Source organism: Shewanella sp. SM69, assembly GCF_025653985.1.
Lineage (GTDB): Bacteria > Pseudomonadota > Gammaproteobacteria > Enterobacterales > Shewanellaceae > Shewanella > Shewanella oncorhynchi.
In genome coordinates this window covers 124,333-143,782 of record NZ_JAKKRV010000005.1, presented here as the reverse complement: position 1 = coordinate 143,782, position 19,450 = coordinate 124,333, and the positions used below count along the sequence as shown (strand labels likewise).

Annotated in this window: 18 protein-coding genes and 1 other annotated feature; of the genes, 5 read left to right on the top strand and 13 right to left on the bottom strand. The window is 43.5% G+C overall.

Features of this window, described 5'->3' with window-relative positions; all coding sequences use genetic code 11:
• The first annotated feature begins 632 nt into the window (after positions 1 to 632).
• Entirely contained in the window at positions 633 to 1,289 is a 657-nt protein-coding gene (gene slyD / locus L5M37_RS09340) for a peptidylprolyl isomerase (RefSeq protein WP_028760797.1), read from the top strand.
• 237 nt (positions 1,290 to 1,526) lie between these two features.
• Positions 1,527 to 1,898, top strand: a complete 372-nt coding sequence (locus L5M37_RS09335; RefSeq protein WP_028760798.1) for a hypothetical protein — start codon at positions 1,527 to 1,529, stop codon at positions 1,896 to 1,898.
• Between the two features lie 64 nt (positions 1,899 to 1,962).
• Here L5M37_RS09335 and trpR read toward each other — a convergent pair whose 3' ends face one another.
• The gene (trpR, locus tag L5M37_RS09330; RefSeq protein ID WP_263200222.1) at positions 1,963 to 2,238 is read right to left on the bottom strand and encodes a trp operon repressor; all 276 of its coding nucleotides are present in this window, start codon (positions 2,236 to 2,238) and stop codon (positions 1,963 to 1,965) included.
• A gap of 190 nt (positions 2,239 to 2,428) precedes the next feature.
• Between trpR and L5M37_RS09325 the strand changes: the two genes are divergently transcribed.
• Positions 2,429 to 2,878 carry a c-type cytochrome gene (locus L5M37_RS09325; protein WP_028760800.1) on the top strand — a complete coding sequence of 150 codons (450 nt, stop codon included), beginning with the start codon at positions 2,429 to 2,431 and terminating at the stop codon, positions 2,876 to 2,878.
• A 73-nt stretch (positions 2,879 to 2,951) separates the two neighbouring features.
• On the opposite strand, the gene L5M37_RS09320 is transcribed toward L5M37_RS09325, so the two are convergent.
• Complete coding sequence (locus tag L5M37_RS09320) at positions 2,952 to 3,644, bottom strand: cytochrome b/b6 domain-containing protein (RefSeq protein ID WP_263200220.1); 693 nt, start codon at positions 3,642 to 3,644, stop codon at positions 2,952 to 2,954.
• A gap of 299 nt (positions 3,645 to 3,943) precedes the next feature.
• Between L5M37_RS09320 and hpf the strand changes: the two genes are divergently transcribed.
• Positions 3,944 to 4,300: a ribosome hibernation-promoting factor, HPF/YfiA family gene (gene hpf, locus L5M37_RS09315; protein WP_105249847.1), complete on the top strand. Its 357-nt coding sequence runs from the start codon at positions 3,944 to 3,946 to the stop codon at positions 4,298 to 4,300.
• Positions 4,301 to 5,949: 1,649 nt separating this feature from the next.
• Positions 5,950 to 6,066 (top strand) — a sequence feature (Phe leader region).
• A 41-nt stretch (positions 6,067 to 6,107) separates the two neighbouring features.
• A complete protein-coding gene (locus L5M37_RS09310; RefSeq protein WP_263200218.1) occupies positions 6,108 to 8,102 on the top strand; it encodes a chorismate mutase in 1,995 nt (664 codons plus the stop codon).
• Positions 8,103 to 8,276: 174 nt separating this feature from the next.
• Here L5M37_RS09310 and L5M37_RS09305 read toward each other — a convergent pair whose 3' ends face one another.
• From L5M37_RS09305 to ffh, 11 genes are all read right to left on the bottom strand, one after another.
• Positions 8,277 to 9,572, bottom strand: a complete 1,296-nt coding sequence (locus L5M37_RS09305) for a cation:proton antiporter (protein WP_263200217.1) — start codon at positions 9,570 to 9,572, stop codon at positions 8,277 to 8,279.
• A gap of 43 nt (positions 9,573 to 9,615) precedes the next feature.
• Complete coding sequence (locus tag L5M37_RS09300) at positions 9,616 to 9,951, bottom strand: hypothetical protein (protein WP_263200216.1); 336 nt, start codon at positions 9,949 to 9,951, stop codon at positions 9,616 to 9,618.
• A gap of 156 nt (positions 9,952 to 10,107) precedes the next feature.
• Complete coding sequence (locus tag L5M37_RS09295; RefSeq protein WP_263200214.1) at positions 10,108 to 11,283, bottom strand: hybrid-cluster NAD(P)-dependent oxidoreductase; 1,176 nt, start codon at positions 11,281 to 11,283, stop codon at positions 10,108 to 10,110.
• Positions 11,284 to 11,357: 74 nt separating this feature from the next.
• Entirely contained in the window at positions 11,358 to 13,022 is a 1,665-nt protein-coding gene (hcp, locus tag L5M37_RS09290) for a hydroxylamine reductase (protein ID WP_263200213.1), read from the bottom strand.
• A gap of 216 nt (positions 13,023 to 13,238) precedes the next feature.
• Positions 13,239 to 14,378 (bottom strand): bifunctional chorismate mutase/prephenate dehydrogenase, encoded by a 1,140-nt coding sequence (gene tyrA, locus L5M37_RS09285; RefSeq protein WP_263200212.1) that lies wholly within the window; start codon positions 14,376 to 14,378, stop codon positions 13,239 to 13,241.
• Between the two features lie 27 nt (positions 14,379 to 14,405).
• Entirely contained in the window at positions 14,406 to 15,497 is a 1,092-nt protein-coding gene (locus L5M37_RS09280; protein ID WP_168823416.1) for a 3-deoxy-7-phosphoheptulonate synthase, read from the bottom strand.
• Positions 15,498 to 15,757: 260 nt separating this feature from the next.
• Positions 15,758 to 16,111 carry a 50S ribosomal protein L19 gene (gene rplS, locus L5M37_RS09275; RefSeq protein ID WP_006080791.1) on the bottom strand — a complete coding sequence of 118 codons (354 nt, stop codon included), beginning with the start codon at positions 16,109 to 16,111 and terminating at the stop codon, positions 15,758 to 15,760.
• 34 nt (positions 16,112 to 16,145) lie between these two features.
• Positions 16,146 to 16,892 (bottom strand): tRNA (guanosine(37)-N1)-methyltransferase TrmD, encoded by a 747-nt coding sequence (gene trmD, locus L5M37_RS09270; RefSeq protein WP_028760810.1) that lies wholly within the window; start codon positions 16,890 to 16,892, stop codon positions 16,146 to 16,148.
• 15 nt (positions 16,893 to 16,907) lie between these two features.
• The gene (rimM, locus tag L5M37_RS09265; protein ID WP_006080789.1) at positions 16,908 to 17,438 is read right to left on the bottom strand and encodes a ribosome maturation factor RimM; all 531 of its coding nucleotides are present in this window, start codon (positions 17,436 to 17,438) and stop codon (positions 16,908 to 16,910) included.
• A 20-nt stretch (positions 17,439 to 17,458) separates the two neighbouring features.
• On the bottom strand, positions 17,459 to 17,710 hold the full coding sequence (rpsP, locus tag L5M37_RS09260; RefSeq protein ID WP_006080788.1) for a 30S ribosomal protein S16: 252 nt from the start codon (positions 17,708 to 17,710) through the stop codon (positions 17,459 to 17,461).
• 217 nt (positions 17,711 to 17,927) lie between these two features.
• On the bottom strand, positions 17,928 to 19,301 hold the full coding sequence (ffh, locus tag L5M37_RS09255) for a signal recognition particle protein (RefSeq protein ID WP_006080787.1): 1,374 nt from the start codon (positions 19,299 to 19,301) through the stop codon (positions 17,928 to 17,930).
• Between the last annotated feature and the right edge of the window lie 149 nt (positions 19,302 to 19,450).

The following is a 19,450-nucleotide window of genomic DNA, read 5'->3' as shown; positions in this document are numbered from 1 at the left end:
CCTGTACCGCGCCCGACTTAGAAATAAGAGCTAGAAACAAAAAAGCCCGCTTCTTTGTGGGAAGCGGGCTCATCGTTAAAATTCTTTAGGGTGTATCAGCCCGCCCCCACTGTTGTTGTAGTGGTGGTTGTAATAATGGTAGTTACTACGAAACCTAGGCTATGCATGTGTTTGGGCTAATCCATGTTAATTTCTTGATAAACAGAATTGCTTTTTTTACCCGCGCTTGTCAACCCCTAAAATGGATTATTTATAGGCAAATATTAACGCTCGATAAAATACTGCATCAAGATTCGTTAATATGAAGTTTTCTAGGGGTAAAAATGCGATTTACGCAATGGATAACTGTTAACGTCAACGTAATATGGCACGAAAACCATTAGATAATCACTTGTTTTTCATCTAATTATTTATAATACACTTTCAAATAATGCGTTATTTGTTCTACCTCATCACTCAGGCTAAATTGACAGGCTAACGAGCAAAAATCACATTACTCATCCTTTCTACCGTAAAGCACCGACAAATTTGCCTAAAAAAACCTGTGCGATATCTAACATAAGCCACTTCAAATTATCGCCAGCACTAAAAAAGCACGTTATTATGCGCGCACATTACGAATTGGAGGCGATATGAAGATCACTCAACACAGCGCGGTAACCATTCATTACCGTTTATCAGATCAAGAAGGCAGACTATTAGAAGACTCTTTCGACTCTGAACCTATGCTATATCTACACGGCACTGAAAACCTGATCCCAGGTTTAGAAGCCGCATTAGATGGTAAAAGCAAAGGCGAAAAACTCGATGTCACTATTAGTGCCGAAGAAGCCTATGGCCCTTATCACGATGGCCTACGTCAAGCCGTGCCATTAGAAGCCTTTGGTGATATCGAAGATATCGTCCCAGGTATGCGCTTCATCGCTGAAACTGAAATGGGTCAACGCCCTGTTCAAGTCATGGAAGTGAAAGACGATGTGGTTATCGTCGATGGCAACCATCCTTTAGCGGGCCAATCGCTCAATTTCAGCGTCGAAATCGTTGACGTTCGTGAAGCCTCAGCCGAAGAAATCGCTCATGGCCACATTCATGCCCAAGGCGGTTGTGGAAGCCATGGACATGATCACGACCACGGCGGTGGATGCTGTGGCGGTTCAGGTAAACAAGAAGCGGGCGGATGTTGTGGTGGTTCAGACCACGATCATGGACACCACCATGAAGAACACGAAGCCTGCGACACACCTAAAACAGGCTGTGACGGCAATGGCGGCTGTGGTTGCCGCGGCTAAACAAAGCCTGATACCAGAAGTTAAACGAGAAGTTGTTTATCCGTAAGTGATTAAACAGCCATTGTTTAACCTTTTAAGATGCACGCTCTTAATTTAAGGTCGTGCATTTTTTATACACAAGCGTTTATAATATTCGTAATAGATAAATAACTGACTGGTAAATTGAAGTATTCAAATTTTATATGAATATTTTCAATTAGATATTGATATCAACCTAAGTTAAGCGACGGAGTGCTTATGTTAACCAAACCCCTTTACGAAATTTTGCCTTTTGGCTACATGGCGCTTGGTAGTTCGAGTTTTATTGCACTCGACATCAACTATGCCTTGATAGCGGCAACTGTGGTATTTGTATTAGGTGCGAGGATCTACGTTATGCGTTCTCAAAACCGTCGAACAGACTCGGCTAAGCGGCGTAAATCGGGTTATCTTCCCGAGATAATTTATAACTTCCTACCTTTTATCTATCTCTTAGCAGCGCTGGCTATCTTTAAATTCCTTCCCAAGGATCTTTACCCAATTCTGGCTATCTGTTTACTCAGCTACGGCTTATACATTCTGGTTCGTCGTTCCCTCTATCGTCGTCATAAGCTTCCCATCACGCCTTAAGACTTAGTTCTATTCACCACAGTAGGAGCAGATGATATTCACAAAAGTTGTATCCACATGAACACTAACCAATTAATTTTTGAACTTTCGCCCTATGCTCAGAAGACATATTCTTCAAATAATTAGAACAACGTGTAATCGTTGCAATACTGACTTCATATTCCGCAGCGATATGCCTTTGACTCATTTTCCCGTCTAGCAGCAATTGAAAGACCTTCAAACGTCCAGCAACGGCACTACGTTCTTCTTCGGTTAACAGTAAATGAAACAACACAGAAAGATCTTCATAATTGCTGTGGCTCAAAATTTTTTCTAATACTAGATCCCAGTTAGCTCGCATAATCACCCTCATAAGTACTGTTCAAGCATTACATTAGCAGTCTAACAGATTTCGCCTACTTACAAATAAATTGTTACGTTTAGCCGTCTTATCCAAACAAAAACTGACAAAATTGCTTCTAGTACATCAAGTTAATTTGTGTACAATAGGAGTGCAATGTCACACTTCGACGCTAATTTGTGAGAATACGATGAAAAAATTACTACTTACTCTCGTTGCCAGTACCTTATTGGCTTCAACTGCTCAAGCACACAATTTCGAAGACTCTAAAGATGCAATTGAATACCGCCAATCTGCATTTGGTCTTATTGCTTATAACTTCGGCGATATGGCTGCCATGATGAAAGGCAAAAAACCTTTCGAAGCAGAAACCTTCGCAATGCGCGCAACGAATGTTGCTGCATTATCCAAAATTCCTTTCGAAGGTTTTATTGATGGCTCAGACAAAGGTGATACCGAAGCCCTAGCCAAAGTTTGGCAAGACAGAGCTGATTTTGATGCAAAAATGAAAACCTTCCAAGAAAATGCTGCCATTCTGGCTACTGTAGCTCAAAAAGGTAATCAAGCTGAAATCAAACAAGCCTTTATGGACACAGGAAAAAGTTGTAAAAGTTGTCACGACATTTATAAGAAAGATTAGTTTGACGTTGTTTTTCCCATCAAAAAGCCTGCTAAATAGCAGGCTTTTTGTTGTTCCCAAACTAAGTATAAATCTACAGAACTTGCACTATTGGCCACATTAAATAGCCAAAGACCACAGCGGCGCATACTGTGAACAGCACTAAAGCAAGCCACTCAGACTTGAATCGAAGCTCGCTCTTCGCACTTGATGAAAAAGCAACCTTCGAGACTTTCTTGTAACCACTGATCATAGCACCAACTAACTTATCCCCTTTCATGGCATGAATAATCACAGCCAGTACATGAATGGCACTCAGCAAGAGAATAAGGTTAAAGTTCGTTTTGTGTAACCAAGTCAAAAATCCACTGATATCTGAACTGACGTAGCTATATAGCGGACCTTCGGTAAAAATATCATCGGTCGCAAAAAGGCCTGTAACTAATTGAAGGCTAATGATCCCAATCAACGCGATGACCATATAGCCACCGATAGGATTGTGTCCAAGTACCACAGACATCCCTTTAGTTCGAATCGATCTCAAGTAGTCGAGTACAACTTTGGGGTGATGAACAAAGTGGCTAAACCTTGCCGTATCGCTACCAATGAGCCCCCAGAGGATCCTAAATCCAATAAGGATCAGCAAACTATAAGCAAAAATTTGATGCCACTGCATTTCGCCCGCATCGGCACTCCACCATAAAAGTGCCAACAGACACACCATGCCCCAATGGAAAATTCGCGTGGGTAAATCCCAGACCTTAATTTTAACGTGTTCAGTATTCATAAAATGGGCAAACTCAAAGTGACCGAATGGAATAAGTAGAGGTATTTTATCGGGATTCGGGATGAAACTTAAAGTAAATATAAGTAAATAAGGGCAAAGACTGCGGAGTTATCCCATCGAATATGACCCCATTTAGCTAGCAATACAAGGCTTTTGGGCCAAGAATTATTGATATTTGTCTAAGTGATCAAATATCCAACGAACAGTATCTAATGGGCACAAAAACGTGATCTACATCTCGTTTTATAGTGCGAACCTTGGTAATCTGAAATCCAAGGAAACAACAGAAGGTTCGAAATATGCTAAAGATTACTAGCAAGCAACTTGAAGTCACATCTCCTATTCGCGAACGCATTGAAAGCCGTTTTGAAAAACTTTCAAGGCATGATGTGCAAATGATAAATCCCCATGTAATCATTACGGAGGAGAAACCTGGTTTCAAAATTGAAGCATCGGTTGGCATCCCAAATGGAGAACTCTTCGCTCAAGCAAAACATGAAAATTTATATACTGCGATTAACGCTATGGGCCAAAAATTAGAGAAGCAGCTCAATCGCATAACACACAAACCTGAAGCTCAACGCTCCACATCACTAACACCGACTAATAATGTTGTTGAAATTGACGACGAGTACGAGGAGGAAGATGCGGCATAATTTAAATCTGGTGAGTGCGAGAAACGCATCACTTTGAGAGCAATAAAGTAGAAATATTTAATCAGATCACAGTTTTTAAAAAAGCTTAGTGCAATCATTTTAATGATGAAAAAAACAGTTCTTTTGACTAAATACCTACTACACTTTACAAAGTGACAGCAAGAATCGAAGTGGTGCGGATTTAAATCGTTTCAAATGTTGATTTACTTTAAATTTTGATTTACAAATATTGATTAACAGATCTTAAGTTCTAAGTAACGTTACTGGATATAACTAAGGAGCACTACTAATCTAAGCTATATAGTTTTAAGTACTAAGGTTTACTGTTAATGATTAATTTTACTTATAATTTCTACGTTTAAAAGTTCAATTTTTATTTTCAACTAGGTTCCACTTTCAATAGCAAGTTTGGAAAGGAGGCAACACAAGAGCGAACAATTTGATTTTAGAAACAATCAAGTATGTTGGCATTCACTAAAAGTAGTACTCAATTTTGACCCAATATCAGGATGACCACCAGAAACAAGCGGCATTGCTGAATACCAGAGTTAACATAAGGAGCCGAGTACAGTACAACGAGTACATTAGCAAAACCTTTAACTATCAAATTGATTATATTCACAATGGAGGCTCAGGTAAACATAAACAAAAATCACATTTACAAAAGCTACATGAATAAAAGCGTTTATTGTAAAATGGGCCGGCACCAATGCGTGCTAAACACTGAGATAAATGAGGTAACAACTGTCACGTTTAGTTAGATGTAGAGATGTAGATTATTTATATAAAGAGAGTCATATTTACACTGATATGATAAGTTAGCGTTTTTAGCGTGAGATTTAATGTAGGTGTTTAATGTAAGTGCAATACGTTGGTTTGATTAAAAGTCATTAGTTTACTTAGTGTTATTTGTATAGTAAAAACTGTAAAACGTATAAATGTTTATTTATGTAATGTGTTAACGTTTACCATTAGTTGAGTTTTGATATTTATAGACACCTTAAATAATGTTTACTTATCAACTAAAAAGGAGGAAATCTAGACTTGACGAAAATTGTAATAACAGTAAATGAGAGCTTTTTATACGCTCCATGTATTAACATGCTAGGTTTTAAAGTAAAAAGTAATAATGGTAATAATGGTAATAATGTAAGTAGCAAGACCTAAACGCGTGACAAGGCTAAGCTGTTCTTACAGCAAAATGTACCTAGTACAACCAATGAGCCGTAAATCGTTTATTTTTAAATGTTCGTTTTGTTAGTGTTAGTTTTTAATGTTATAGCTCCATGCAAGTGTTAATTGTTAATTGTTAAAATATAAGTGCAAGACATGTCAACGTAAGTTCGCTGGTACTGCAAACTGCATAGTTTCAAGGTTATACGCTATGCTGCATAAAGTACTTGTTAATGTTCATTATAAATGCAAGTCGTTATCTAGTGAGTTGTCAACGTTTTACTGTTACACGTAAATGTAAGATAAACGAATGTGTTACCTTGTCCCACACTGACCATAAGGAGGATAAACTCGCTTGACCATATATACATACTTGAACCAAACCAGCGCACCCTCGGGTGCGCTTTTTTTAGATTACCTTTAAGAAAGTTTTGATTGACAGCTAAGCCCTAGCCCTTTAGTTTTAAGACCATGAAAATGATAACAGCAGCTTTTTTTACTTTCTTTTTTACACCCCCACTCTAGGAGGCGGATTTACTGTGTAAAAACGAAAGTAAAAATCCAAAGCCTCCCAACTGGGAGGCTTTTTTGTCTTAAACGATTGATAAAATACATGGCGGCAATTGAGGTCAGAATGCATACACCACAGCCTTTAAATCAAACCCGAGAGCAGATCACCCATCTGGATAATGAACTGCTGGCATTACTCGCTGAGCGCCGTCGCTTAAGTTTAGAAGTAGCCCGTAGCAAAGAAGTGGATGTCAGACCCATCAGAGATACTCAAAGGGAAAAAGAACTGCTCGCTCGCCTCGTGAAAGAAGGCAGAGAGAAAGGATTAGATGCCCACTATGTTATGTCCCTTTACCAGAGCATCATTGAAGATTCAGTATTGAATCAACAAGCTTACCTTCACGGCCGCGCCAATCCAGAGACACAAAAACAACAGTATTGTATCGCTTACCTAGGTGCTAGAGGTTCATACTCTTATCTCGCAGCTACACGCTATTGCCAACGTCGCCAAGTTGAAATGCTGGACTTAGGTTGCCAAAGTTTCGATGAAATAGTGCAAGCCGTTGAGTCTGGACATGCTGATTATGGTTTCCTGCCGATTGAGAACACATCTTCAGGTTCAATCAACGAAGTCTACGACGTGCTACAGCACACCAGTCTGTCGATTGTTGGCGAAACGACGATTGAAGTCAGCCATTGCCTACTAGGAAAAGCTGGCAGTAAATTAGCTGAGATCAAAACTGTCTATGCCCACCCTCAGCCTATTAGCCAATGCAGCAGATATTTAACTCAACACAAAGACTTGAGACTGGAATACTGCTCAAGCAGCGCAGAAGCAATGGAAAAGGTAAACCAAAGTCCAGATAACAGTGCAGCAGCGATTGGCAGCGCCGAAGGTGGTGCACTCTATCAGCTTGAGTCCATAGAAGCAGGTTTAGCGAATCAAAAAATCAACCAAAGTCGCTTTATCGTTGTTGCCCGCAAAGCCGTTGCCGTACCAGAGCAGTTACCCGCTAAGACTACATTGATCATGGCAACAGGCCAAAAAGCTGGTGCTTTAGTGGAAGCCTTACTGGTTCTAAAAGCGCATCAGTTAAACATGAGCAAATTAGAGTCACGCCCAATTCCAGGAACACCTTGGGAAGAAATGTTCTATTTGGATATCGACGCGAATATCTCCAGTGAATCTATGCAGGCAGGTTTAAAGCAACTAGAGCGGATCACCCGTTTTATCAAAGTATTAGGCTGTTATCCTTGTGAGACAGTCAAGCCCACACAGCTGAGCAACAGCCAGCTACTGATTGAGCCCAGCACCTCTAAGGATCAAGTCATCAGCGAAAATGGTGCTAATGCCAGTCCAGTTCGATATAGCAAAGCCTATAAAGAGCAAGCCAGTGAAATCAACTGCGGCGCAATGACAATCGGTGCAGGGCATGTCTGTGCCATAGCCCAAATCACACTGAATAATGACATTTCACATTTAGCATTATCGGCTTTCGAGCAGCAAGTGAAGCAGCTTAAAGAAGCGGGATTCCAAGCCGTTTTGCTCAGCGCTGTTAATCAACTGACTATGGCAGAAATTACTCTCGCTAAACTACGCCAAATCCTGCATCAATATGGCCTAGTGTGCATTATTGCCATAGCGCAAGAAGCTGATATGCCATTAGCAGTCCAGCACGCCGATATGTTATTCCTCGCAGGCAAGCAGATGTTTAACCAAACTTTACTGACTCAAGCTGGAACCCTACCGATACCATTAATACTTGAGCGTAACGATATGGCAAGTTTTGAAGAATTACTCACGGCAACAGAAGTCATTTTAAGCCAAGGCAATCAGCAACTGGTTCTGTGTGACTCAGGCATTAGAACCTTAAATAACGCCAATCTACCTTCACTCGATTTAGCGAGTCTGATCCAGATTAAAGCCACGAGCCATTTGCCGATTTTAATCAACCCAAGTTATGCCGTATCAGATGATGCCCTATTGGTTCAAACACAGGGAATTAAACAGCTTAAAGTGGATGGATTGATACTCAATTGTCCACTATCTAGCAGTGATGACCATGAGTCGCTTAACTTAATAAGCGCTGTGGTACGGGAATTATATCGGGCAAATTAAAGCTTTGATCTTGAGTGATTTAATTTAAAGTGAAATGTGGTTAGTTCGAAGTGTGTTAAGGGATAAATGAGGCTTCTTTTATCCCTAATTGACTCAGACAAGCTTGCTAGCGAGTGTGATGACTAGCAGGCTTAATATTGTTTAGTATTGCAGCGCAGTGAGCCTTTATGCATTTTAAGAAGAGCCAACAGCACTCGATGGTTCAGTAACGGCATTACTCCTACGGATAAGCCCTGTCATAGTAGAGCCCTGCACTAGAATCGAAAATACGACGACGGCATAGGTCATCACTAACAACAACTCCCGCAGCTCCACACCACCAATAGCATCTATGACGATACCCTCTGGCAAACTCATCGCCATAGCGAGGGCTAATCCTCCCCTTAAGCCACCCCAAATCAAAATCGTCTCTGCATAGGGGTTGTATGACTTAAACAATCGAAAGCCCAAATAAGGTAATAACACACTCATTGCACGCGCCAACAAGACTATTGGTATAGCCACAAACATAAACCACCATAATGGCGCTTTGAAAGTGACTAACAAAAGTAATAAACCAAGCAATAGGAAGAGTAAGGCATTAAAGAAGGATTCAATCAGCGACCAAAAAGTAAATAGTTTCACTCGCTCGTTGCGAGCAAAAAACTTAGGCACACTGAAATTTCCTATGATGATCCCCGCACTCACCATAGCTAAAGGACCAGAAACACCAAGCACATCCGCCATGACATATCCCGCGGTTGGGATCAGCAGGGTAACCAGCATTAATTGCGTTTCTTCCTCGCAGTAGCGGAAAAAATGATGCAGCAGAAAACCAAGCACGCCACCGTAAATAACCCCACCTACCGCCTCACGAATAAATAACTCAGAGATATGGATAAACGTCAGAGGCTCGGTGGAGAAAGCCAATTGCGATATTGCCACAAAAATCACTAACCCTATGCCATCGTTAAATAAAGATTCTCCTTCTACTTGAATCGCAATATCTTCCGGCGCCCCCATTTTCTTTAAAATAGCCAAAACAGCGATAGGATCGGTGGGCGAAATCAAAGCGCCGAACAGTAAGCAGTGGCTGAATTCTAGCGGGAGACCTAGCATAGGCGCGAACCAAAATAACAGCCCACCTATAATAAATGTCGACAATAAGGTGCTTATAAAAGCAAGGATTAGGATCTCCCACTTTTGATGCCTCAGTATTTTTAAGCGGATTTGTAATGCGCCGGCAAAGAGTAAAAAACCGAGCATGCCATTGAGCAGTAAAGCTTGAAAATCGAGTTTCTCTAAGCCAGAGACAAAATACACATAAATGTCCCCACCTAAAGCCTTTCCCCCAAGGAGCAACAACAAACTCATTCCTAGGGCAATAGCAGTAATGGCCACAGTTTCCTGCAGTTTATGGACGCGAGAGGAAATAACCGAAGTCACTAGCGCCAACGCGCAGAGGACACACAGAATTTGGTAGCTGGACATAAGAGCCTCTAAAAATCATCAATTTAGAGACTCTAGCACAAGTTTAGATTTCTAAACCATCCAATAGACTTAACCACCCTTTAATGATCCTGTGGCAAAACCAAATGATCCCAAAGAGATAAATCGAAAGACTGAGCCAAGTCAGTGGAACGCAATAGCCGAGCACTAGCAAGCTAAGAAAGGCGAGATTAGAATGCCGTTGCCAACGTAAATGCGACGCCAATAATGGATTACCATGGAATTGGCGTTGGGAAACATTAATGAACAAACTTAGCAGCACAGGAAGTAATAATAAGGGAAAAACCGACATCAAGGCGTACAACAAATGTCCCAGAGTACGGTCTTCAATTTTTGCGGCATAAGTGGTTGTCATTGTCATTGAGAGACTCCAGCCAGACTAATAGACTGGGCGCAAACATCATACGCCCTTGTCATTAACCTTACGTTCTCACTGAGATAAGCGCAACTAAGGATTAGAAATATTTCCATCCATTTAAAAATAAGTCACAAGTAAATGACGCTAATTAGCAGCGCGTTAAAGTTTAAGCGTCACGTCGGATGCTAATGTTGTGGAGCAAGCGAGTACAAAACCGGCCTCAATTTCTGCAGCAGTCAGTGTCATCACGCTTGTCGATACCGTTTCTCCTTCCAAGACTTGACACTTACACGCGCCGCAAACGCCCGAACGACAGGCCGCAATAATCGGCAAACCTTCGGCCTCAATTCCCTCCAGCAGACTTTGCCCTTGATTTAGCGTCGTGCTTCGATCGCCAATAGACAAGGCGAAAGCCACTTCTGGTGGGTTTTCACTCGTTCCATCTGACGAGTTTGCTTGCATAAGCTGACTGCGAGCAACTTTCTCGGCCGTGGCAAAACTCTCATGGTATAACCGACTCATATCAAAATTGAGTTCGACCAATAAGATTTTTACCGCTTGCATATAGGGTTCTGGCCCACAAAGGTAGATAGTACGCTCTGCAAAATCAGGTACTAAGGTTTTTAGCATCTGCGCACTTAACCGCCCGAAATCGAATGCTATCTTTGGTGAACACCCCAGTGTTTCAGTGACAGTCTCAAGTGCGTAGCTGAGCTTAAATGCATTAAAACGGTTGGCCATAGTCGCCAATGATGACTTAAAAATAATATCATTCTCTGATCGCGCACTGTGCACAAAGGCAATATCGGCATCAATTTGTGTATCAGTCAGATAACGCGACATAGAGTACATGGGGGTAATACCGCAACCAGCACTCAAAAAAAGGTATTTCTGCGCCGTTATAGCTAACAGATTAGCATCTAACTTTTCAGTCTCTGGCTGTTTATGGCTTAGCCGAGCAATATCAAACAGATTAAATTGCCCCGCGGGCGGCAGCACTCGTACACTCTGGCCGAGTAATAGATTGTCGATAAGATAATTAGATACGAGTCCACCCGCAACACGCTTAATCGTCACCATCAAGGAATAGGGCCTAGATGGCGATGATGACAAGGTATAACTGCGGCACACTTGCTCGCCATTAATCTCAAGCACAAAGGTCATAAACTGACCGGGTTTATAGTCAAACTTCATCGGCTCGCCCGCTTGAAAACGAAAACTCACGACATCCGAGGTTTCATTCCAGCGTTCGACGCACACTAATTGATTAACACTTCCGGGTTTATGGGGCGAAACCGATAATGCCCGCGCTCCCGCTATCACACTCATGTTCATAGCATTTACCCACAAAACACTGCGGCCTCAGTAAACAAGCCAAAACCGCAGTTCAGCAACAATTCTTGGTTGATTTAAGCCACGTTTAACATATTTTTTAAATCGGCTTCGACTGTCGTGGTATTACGCAAGCCAAACTTATCTTCCAAAATTTTGGCTAAATTGGCCGTCAGGAACGCAGGTGGCGTCGGGCCTGTTCGAATATTTTTAACGCCAAGTGACAACAGCGTCAGCAGTACTACAATGGCTTTTTGCTCAAACCAAGAAAGCACTAAGCTCAGAGGTAATTCATTGATATCACATTCAAACACTTCAGCTAATGCAATCGCTAACTGAATCGCTGAATAGGCATCGTTACATTGGCCCACATCGAGCAAACGTGGAATACCGTTAATGTCACCAAATTCGAGCTTATTGAATTTGTACTTACCACAGCCTAGCGTCAGGATTATTGAATCCTTAGGTGTGGATTTAGCAAGTTCAGTGAAGTAGCTTCTGTCAGCTTTGTCGCCATCGCAACCGCCAACAAGGAAGAAATGCTTAATCGCACCACTCTTCACATTTTCAACCACCGCGGGCGCTGCGGCCATCAAGGCATTACGGGCAAAACCAATAGTGATAGTGTGTGGGATTTCATCATAGATAAAGCCTTCTAAGGCTAACGCTTTATCAATGACAGCCGAGAAATCATCTCCTTCGATATGCACCACACCAGGCCAGCCCACTATGCTGCGAGTAAAGATACGATCACTATAACTACCCACATTTGGATCGATAATACAGTTAGAAGTCATCACCACAGCGCCAGGAAAATTGGCAAATTCTTGCTGTTGATTCTGCCAAGCACTGCCGTAATTTCCGACAAGATGTGCATATTTTTTAAAGGCTGGATACGCCAGTGCAGGAAGCATTTCACCGTGGGTAAACACATTGATACCCTTGCCTACAGTCTGCTCGAGAATAAGCTCTAAATCCTTCATGTCATGGCCAGAGACTAGTATGGCTTTGCCCTTAACTGACTTAGTGTTGACCACAGTTGGCTCAGGATGACCAAAGGCCTGAGTTTCACCCGCATCCAGCATTGCCATTATGCGGTAGTTCAACTGACCTATGTCCATAGCCGTAGTAAACAGCTTATCGCCATCAACACTCGGCTCACCTAAGAAAGACATGATTTCATGGAAGCGCCCTGCCACATCAGCATCAGTCTGGCCCAACACGCGAGCATGCTCCATATAAGCAGCTGCACCCTTAAGGCCATATAAACACAATAACCTCAATCCCATGATGTCTTCATAAACTTCATGCTTATCTTTATTCAGCAGTGCAATCGGCGCCTGCGCTAGCATTTCAATCTTACTGGTCCCCAGCACTAACTGAGCGACTTGCGGCACTTGCTCAGCAGCAATACCGGCTTGTTCACAAGCCGCTTCGTAAGAAGCTTTTAACTGAGCACGATACTTAGCCGCCTGCTGGGTATAGGCCATAATGCGCTCATCATCGAAGTTGACGTTGGTGAGGGTCGCGAAAAAGGCTTTAGGCACAAAACTATCAATTTCAGCATCGATAATGCCCAGCTCGCGAGCTTTAACCGCATATACAGACACGCCTTGCAGCATGTAAATCAGCAAGTCTTGCAGATCGGACGTTGCCGCCAACTTGCCACACATACCTTGGGAATAACTACAACCATTGCCAGCGGGTGTACGAATGGTTTGCTCACACTGAATACAGAACATGGATAGACTCCTAATTTAAATTCATGCTTTATATTTGCATGTTTAAAACTAGTCTACCTAAACGTGCCATAAGCGACAGTCATTTCTAAAGTGAGATGCTAAATTTTAGAGAAAGATCACCTTAAGCAATTGCTAATTAATACAATGTGAACTGTTAAAAATCCATAAAAAAACGCCCATCAATGATGGGCGTTTTAAAGAGTAACTGTTTATTTATTAATTGGTTTTCATATCATTAACCGATTGCAGCATAATACGACTTTCGCGCTGGAATTGAGGTGCAAAATCCCCAAACCATTTGGCGACACTTTGGAACTGCTTAATAAACTCGTTCCTGTCACCCCGTTTTAGTAGTTCTAACGCTTCACGGTAGTTATCTAAATAATCACCAATAGCATGCTGGCTATTTTGCTGGGCAAAAATAATATCGGCGTAAAGCTCTGGGCTTTGGGCGAATAAGCGCCCTACCATAGCCAATTCTAATCGGTAAATCGGCGAGCTAAATTGCAGTAAAGTATCGATATCTGCCTCTTCCTTACACAGATTCAAACCATACACAAAGGTCGAGAAGTGACGCATTGCCTGCACTAGCTGCATCGCATTGTCGTGACGCTCTGGTTCTGCTTCGACAATCCGCGCGCCCCAAATGGCGATCTGCTCAAGCAACCACTGGTATTTTTCCGGCGAGCGACCATGACACACCACCACGACTTGCTTCGCCAGACTGCCCACATCAGGACCAAACATAGGATGAAAACCAACGACGGGACCAGAATGCGTCTCAAGCATGGCTTTAACTGGCTCAGTCTTGATGGAGGTCAAATCTGCCAGAATGCAGTCGGCTGGTAATTGGGTCAGCTTTTCACGAATAAGCTCGCAAGTAATCGCAATCGGCACAGTCACTAACACCATCCCCGCATCGGCAAATAGGTTATCCGCTTGCTGCCAATCATCTTTATCGAGCAGATTCACTTGGTAGCCAGATAAGGTCAGCATTTGTGAAAACAGTCCACCGAGTTGCCCTTTACCGCCGACAATCACCACTGAGCCGAGATCTTTTTTAACTTGCTTAAAGCCAACATCTTTTTCATTGAGATAAGACTCACGCATCAAGCGACGCAAAATATCTTCGATCAACTGCGGCTCGATCCCCATAGTTTTTGCTTCTTCACGGCGTTTAGCCAGCATGGCTGCTTCACGCTGAGGTGCATAAATCGGTAAACCCGCGCCGTGTTTCACCGTGCCCACTTGCGCAACGAGATCCAAGCGCTTACGCAGTAAGTGCAGTAATTGCTGATCAACACCATCAATCAGGCCGCGAAGGTGTTCTAATTCGGCCGTTGTTTTTTCATTCATACCTGAGTCCATTAAGCTGTAGCCAATTTAAGCGTTAGCTACTTTAAGCATATCGAAACGCGTTGGAAGTATTGAAGATAACTTCGCTGCGCCTTCCCGTAAAATGGTTTCTGTTTTTTCCCAATTAATACAAGAATCTGTTACAGAAACACCGTAAGCAAGCTCGCTTAATGGCTTATCACAACTTTGATTGCCTTCATTTAAATGACTTTCTAGCATGACGCCAATAATCGACTTATTGCCGTTAAAAATCTGCTCGAACACATCTTCACAGACAGGCTTTTGGCGGCTGTAGTCTTTGGATGAATTGCCATGGCTGCAATCGATGATCAAACGTGCATTGAGTTTGGCTTTATGGAGCTGCGTTTCACACTCTGCCACACTCGCCGCATCATAGTTGGGCGTTGCACCGCCGCGTAAAATCACATGACCATCGGGATTGCCCGCAGTTTGCAATAATGCGACTTGGCCCTGCTGGTTTATGCCCATAAATCTGTGGCTACTGGCCGCCGATTTTAGCGCATTAATCGCTACATCGAGCTTACCATCGGTGCCATTTTTAAAGCCCACCGGCATAGAAAGACCCGATGCCATTTCCCTATGAGTCTGCGATTCAGTGGTGCGAGCACCAATGGCAGACCAAGTGACAAGCTCAGAAATGTACTGAGGACTGATAGGATCGAGTGCTTCGGTGGCAACAGGCAGTCCTAACTCGGCCAACCAAATCATTAGCTCACGGGCCATTTTCAGGCCTTTTTCGACATCGAAGGATTCATCCATATCGGGGTCGTTGATCATGCCCTTCCAACCTACCGTGGTACGCGGCTTTTCAAAGTACACTCGCATTAAGATATAAAACTCATCACTGAGTTCATCGTGCAGAGTTTTAAGCCTTAAAGCGTATTCTTTTGCGGCGGCGATATCATGGATGGAGCATGGCCCGGTGACGATCAATACTCGATTGTCACGCTTATGAACAATATCAGCCACGGTTTTGCGAGCATTGAGGATATAGCGATAAGCATGCTCAGAGAGTGGCAAGGCATTTTTAAGCTCTTGCGGCGTGATTAAGACTTTCTCTGAACTGATGTGTACGTTGTTAATCGTATCTTGTTGCATGCTTACCACCTAAGACTTAGTGTTTAACCCAGTTGTCGAAGCAGGACTTCAAGTCAGCTTGGGCATTCATTTCGGATATAAAATAGCGTAAATCCATCGCAATGTACTTTTGTAATGCTACACCATTACAACCAGGCGACCACTATGCCTGTTCATTCTCTTTAGATCAAGTATAAATACTCAAAAAACAGCAACAAAAAACCGCCACTAGGGCGGTTTTCTGTGCGAACACTACGTCTTGTTTTCTGTAGCGGTAACTATTACTTAGTTGCCAGCTTCTCACGGATACGTGCAGATTTACCTGAACGATCACGCAGATAGTACAGTTTGGCGCGACGAACGCGACCACGACGCTTAACTTCAATGCTAGCGATCAGTGGGCTGTGCGTTTGGAAAGCACGCTCAACACCTTCGCCATTAGAGATTTTACGTACTGTGAATGCAGAGTGCAGACCACGGTTACGCTTAGCAATTACAACGCCTTCAAAAGCCTGTAAACGCTCTTTATCGCCTTCTTTAACACGAACCTGAACGACTACTGTATCACCAGCACCAAACGCAGGTACGTCTTGTTTCATTTGCTCATCGTTGAGCATTTTAATGATGTTGTTCATAACTTACTCCGTTCTAGAATTAACTGAGCTACGACTAAGCATGCTTGTTCATTGCTTCAACGAACTGCGCTAATAGAGTCGTTTGTTCGTCAGTCAGAGCTAGATTTTGCAATAATTCTGGCCGTCTAAGTAAAGTCCTACCAAGGCTTTGCTGTAAACGCCAGAGTCTAATTTGTTCGTGGTTGCCACTTAGCAGCACTGCCGGTACGTCAAGACCATCCAAGCTTTCAGGGCGAGTGTAATGTGGACAATCCAGTAAACCGTCGGAGAAAGAATCTTGCTCCGCCGAAGCTTGTTTTCCTAGCACGCCAGGAACCAATCTCGATACTGAATCTATCAGAGTCATTGCCGGTAATTCGCCGCCCGAAAGCACGTAATCCCCTATCGACCACTCTTCATCCACTTCCGTTTGAATAATCCGTTCATCAATACCTTCGTATCGACCACAGACCAAAATCAAACGTGATGACTGAGCCAACTCAGTGACGCCTTGCTGATCCAGCTTGCGTCCTTGAGGTGACAAATAAATCACCTTCGCACCTTCACCCGCTGCGGCTTTCGCTGCATGGATAGCATCGCGCAAGGGTTGCACCATCATCAACATTCCGGGACCACCGCCGTAAGGCCTGTCATCTACCGTATTATGTCTATCATGGGTGAAATCACGGGGATTCCACGTGTGCAACTCGAGCAGGCCGTTTTTCACGGCTCGACCCGTAACACCAAAGTCTGTCACGGCACGGAACATCTCTGGGAACAGGGTTATTACCCCTAACCACATCTGTTGTACCTCGACTTAGAAGTCAGGATCCCAATCCACTAAAATCTGTTTACCTTGCAGATCCACCGTTTTGATGAACTGCTCAGGGACAAAGGGGATCATACGTTCCACTTTGCCGAAACTATCTTTAGCGTTGGCTTTAACGAGTAATACGTCGTTCGATCCTGTTTCCACGATCTGATCGACAATCCCCATGTTATAGCCTGTTGTATTGACCACTTCGCAACCGATGAGATCACGCCAGTAGAATTCATCTGCTGGCAAATCGTTCATCTGTTCCGGCAAAATCGCAATCTCACAATTTGTGAGCATTTGCGCTTGCTCCCGTGTTTCTACGCCATCAAGTAAGGCAACAACGGCCTTGCCTTGATAACGCCACTGGGTGACCTTTATTTCGCGCCACTCACCATTTTCTTTAATAAGCCAAGGTGAATAGTCAAAGATACCTTCAACAGAATCGGTATAGGCGGTGATTTTCAGCCAACCTTTAATGCCATGACAGGAGCCTAATTTCCCCAGTACGACTGGCTGTTGGTTACTGCTCATCAATCTATACCTTAACGCTATTAAGCTGTTGCTTTACGAGCGTCTTTGATCAGTTTTGCTACACGTTCTGTAGCAGCTGCACCGTTAGAAACCCAGTGCTCAACGCGAGCTAGGTCTAAACGTAAAGTTTCTTCTTGGCCACGGGCCAATGGGTTGAAGAAACCAACACGCTCGATGAAACGACCGTCACGAGCGTTACGGCTATCAGCAACAACGATGTTGTAAAATGGACGCTTTTTTGCGCCGCCACGAGCTAAACGAATGGTAACCATGCGTTTTCAATCCTCTAATGATTTGCTTGAAGCAAAAATAAAAACTGAAACCCCGTGTTCGCGAAGAGTCCCAGATAGAAAGCCGGAAGATTTTACCTGACTTTCCAACGAATGCAACCAAAGATGGCGATTATTACGCCTGCGCCCTCAGTAAGCGGTTCATTGTTGCCAGATTCAACCGACTGATAAAGTGCTAAGTTTAACTAAAAATGCCCGATTAACGTCCCGGAAATTTCATTCCTGGCGGCATCATGCCACGCATTCCGCGCATCATTTTTTGCATGCCGCCCTTAGCAGACATTTTTTTCATCATCTTTTGCATTTGAGTAAACTGTTTCAATAAACGGTTTACATCTTGAATTTGCGTGCCAGAACCAGCTGCGATGCGACGTTTACGTGAGCCCTTGATTAAATCAGGGTTCTTACGCTCCTTGGAAGTCATCGAATTAATGATGGCTTCCATTTGACCTGTCATCTTGCCGTCTTGGATTTGCGCTAAGGCTTCTGGGGGCAATTGACCGACACCGGGCAGTTTTTCCAGCATATTCATCATGCCGCCCATATTTTTCATTTGCTGTAACTGCTCACGGAAATCTTCTAAATCGAAACTGCCACCTTGCTTCACTTTCGAAGCCAGCTTCATGGCCTTTTCTTTATCGACGCCGCGCTCAACTTCTTCGATAAGCGATAACACATCGCCCATGCCCAAAATGCGTGAGGCAATACGGTCTGGATGGAATGGCTCTAACGCGTCGGTCTTTTCACCCACACCGAGGAATTTAATCGGCTTGCCCGTAATGTGGCGAATCGATAACGCCGCACCACCGCGCGCATCACCATCGACTTTGGTTAAGATAACCCCTGTCAGTGGCAAAGCTTCGTTAAACGCCTTAGCGGTGTTTGCCGCATCTTGACCTGTCATAGCATCAACAACGAACAAGGTTTCGATAGGCTTAACCGCTGCGTGTAAGCCTTTGATCTCGTCCATCATGGCTTCGTCGACATGCAGACGACCAGCGGTATCGAGGATCACCACATCGATAAACTTTAATTTAGCGTGGGCAATCGCCGCTTTCGCAATGTCGATTGGCTTTTGGCTAACGTCCGATGGGAAAAACTCCACCGCCACTTCTTGCGCTAACGTCTCAAGCTGTTTAATCGCCGCGGGGCGATAAACGTCAGCACTGACGACTAATACCGATTTTTTATGGCGTTCGCGTAAAAATTTACCCAGTTTGGCCACACTGGTGGTTTTACCCGCACCTTGCAGACCTGCCATCATAATCACAGCTGGCGGCTGAGTGGCTAAATCTAGGGCTTCATTCGCCTCGCCCATGGATTTTTCAAGTTCACTTTGAACTATCTTAATAAAGGCTTGACCTGGGCTTAAGCTTTTAGAGACTTCTTGTCCAACGGCACGTTCTTTTACGTTATTAACAAATTCGCGCACCACAGGCAGGGCAACATCGGCCTCCAGCAGTGCCATACGCACTTCGCGCAGGGTTTCCTTAACGTTTTCTTCAGTTAAGCGACCACGGCCACTGATATTTTTCAGTGTGCGTGACAGTCTGTCGGTTAGGTTCTCAAACATCGTCCTGTTCTATACCTTTAAGAATCTCGATTGATGGGCTGTATTATAACGATGCATGCGCATTATGCTACTGCTGCACCCATCTTGATTGTGGTTAAGTGTTTTACTTGCGCTGAGTCATGTTTTATTGTCGTCGACACACTATTTAA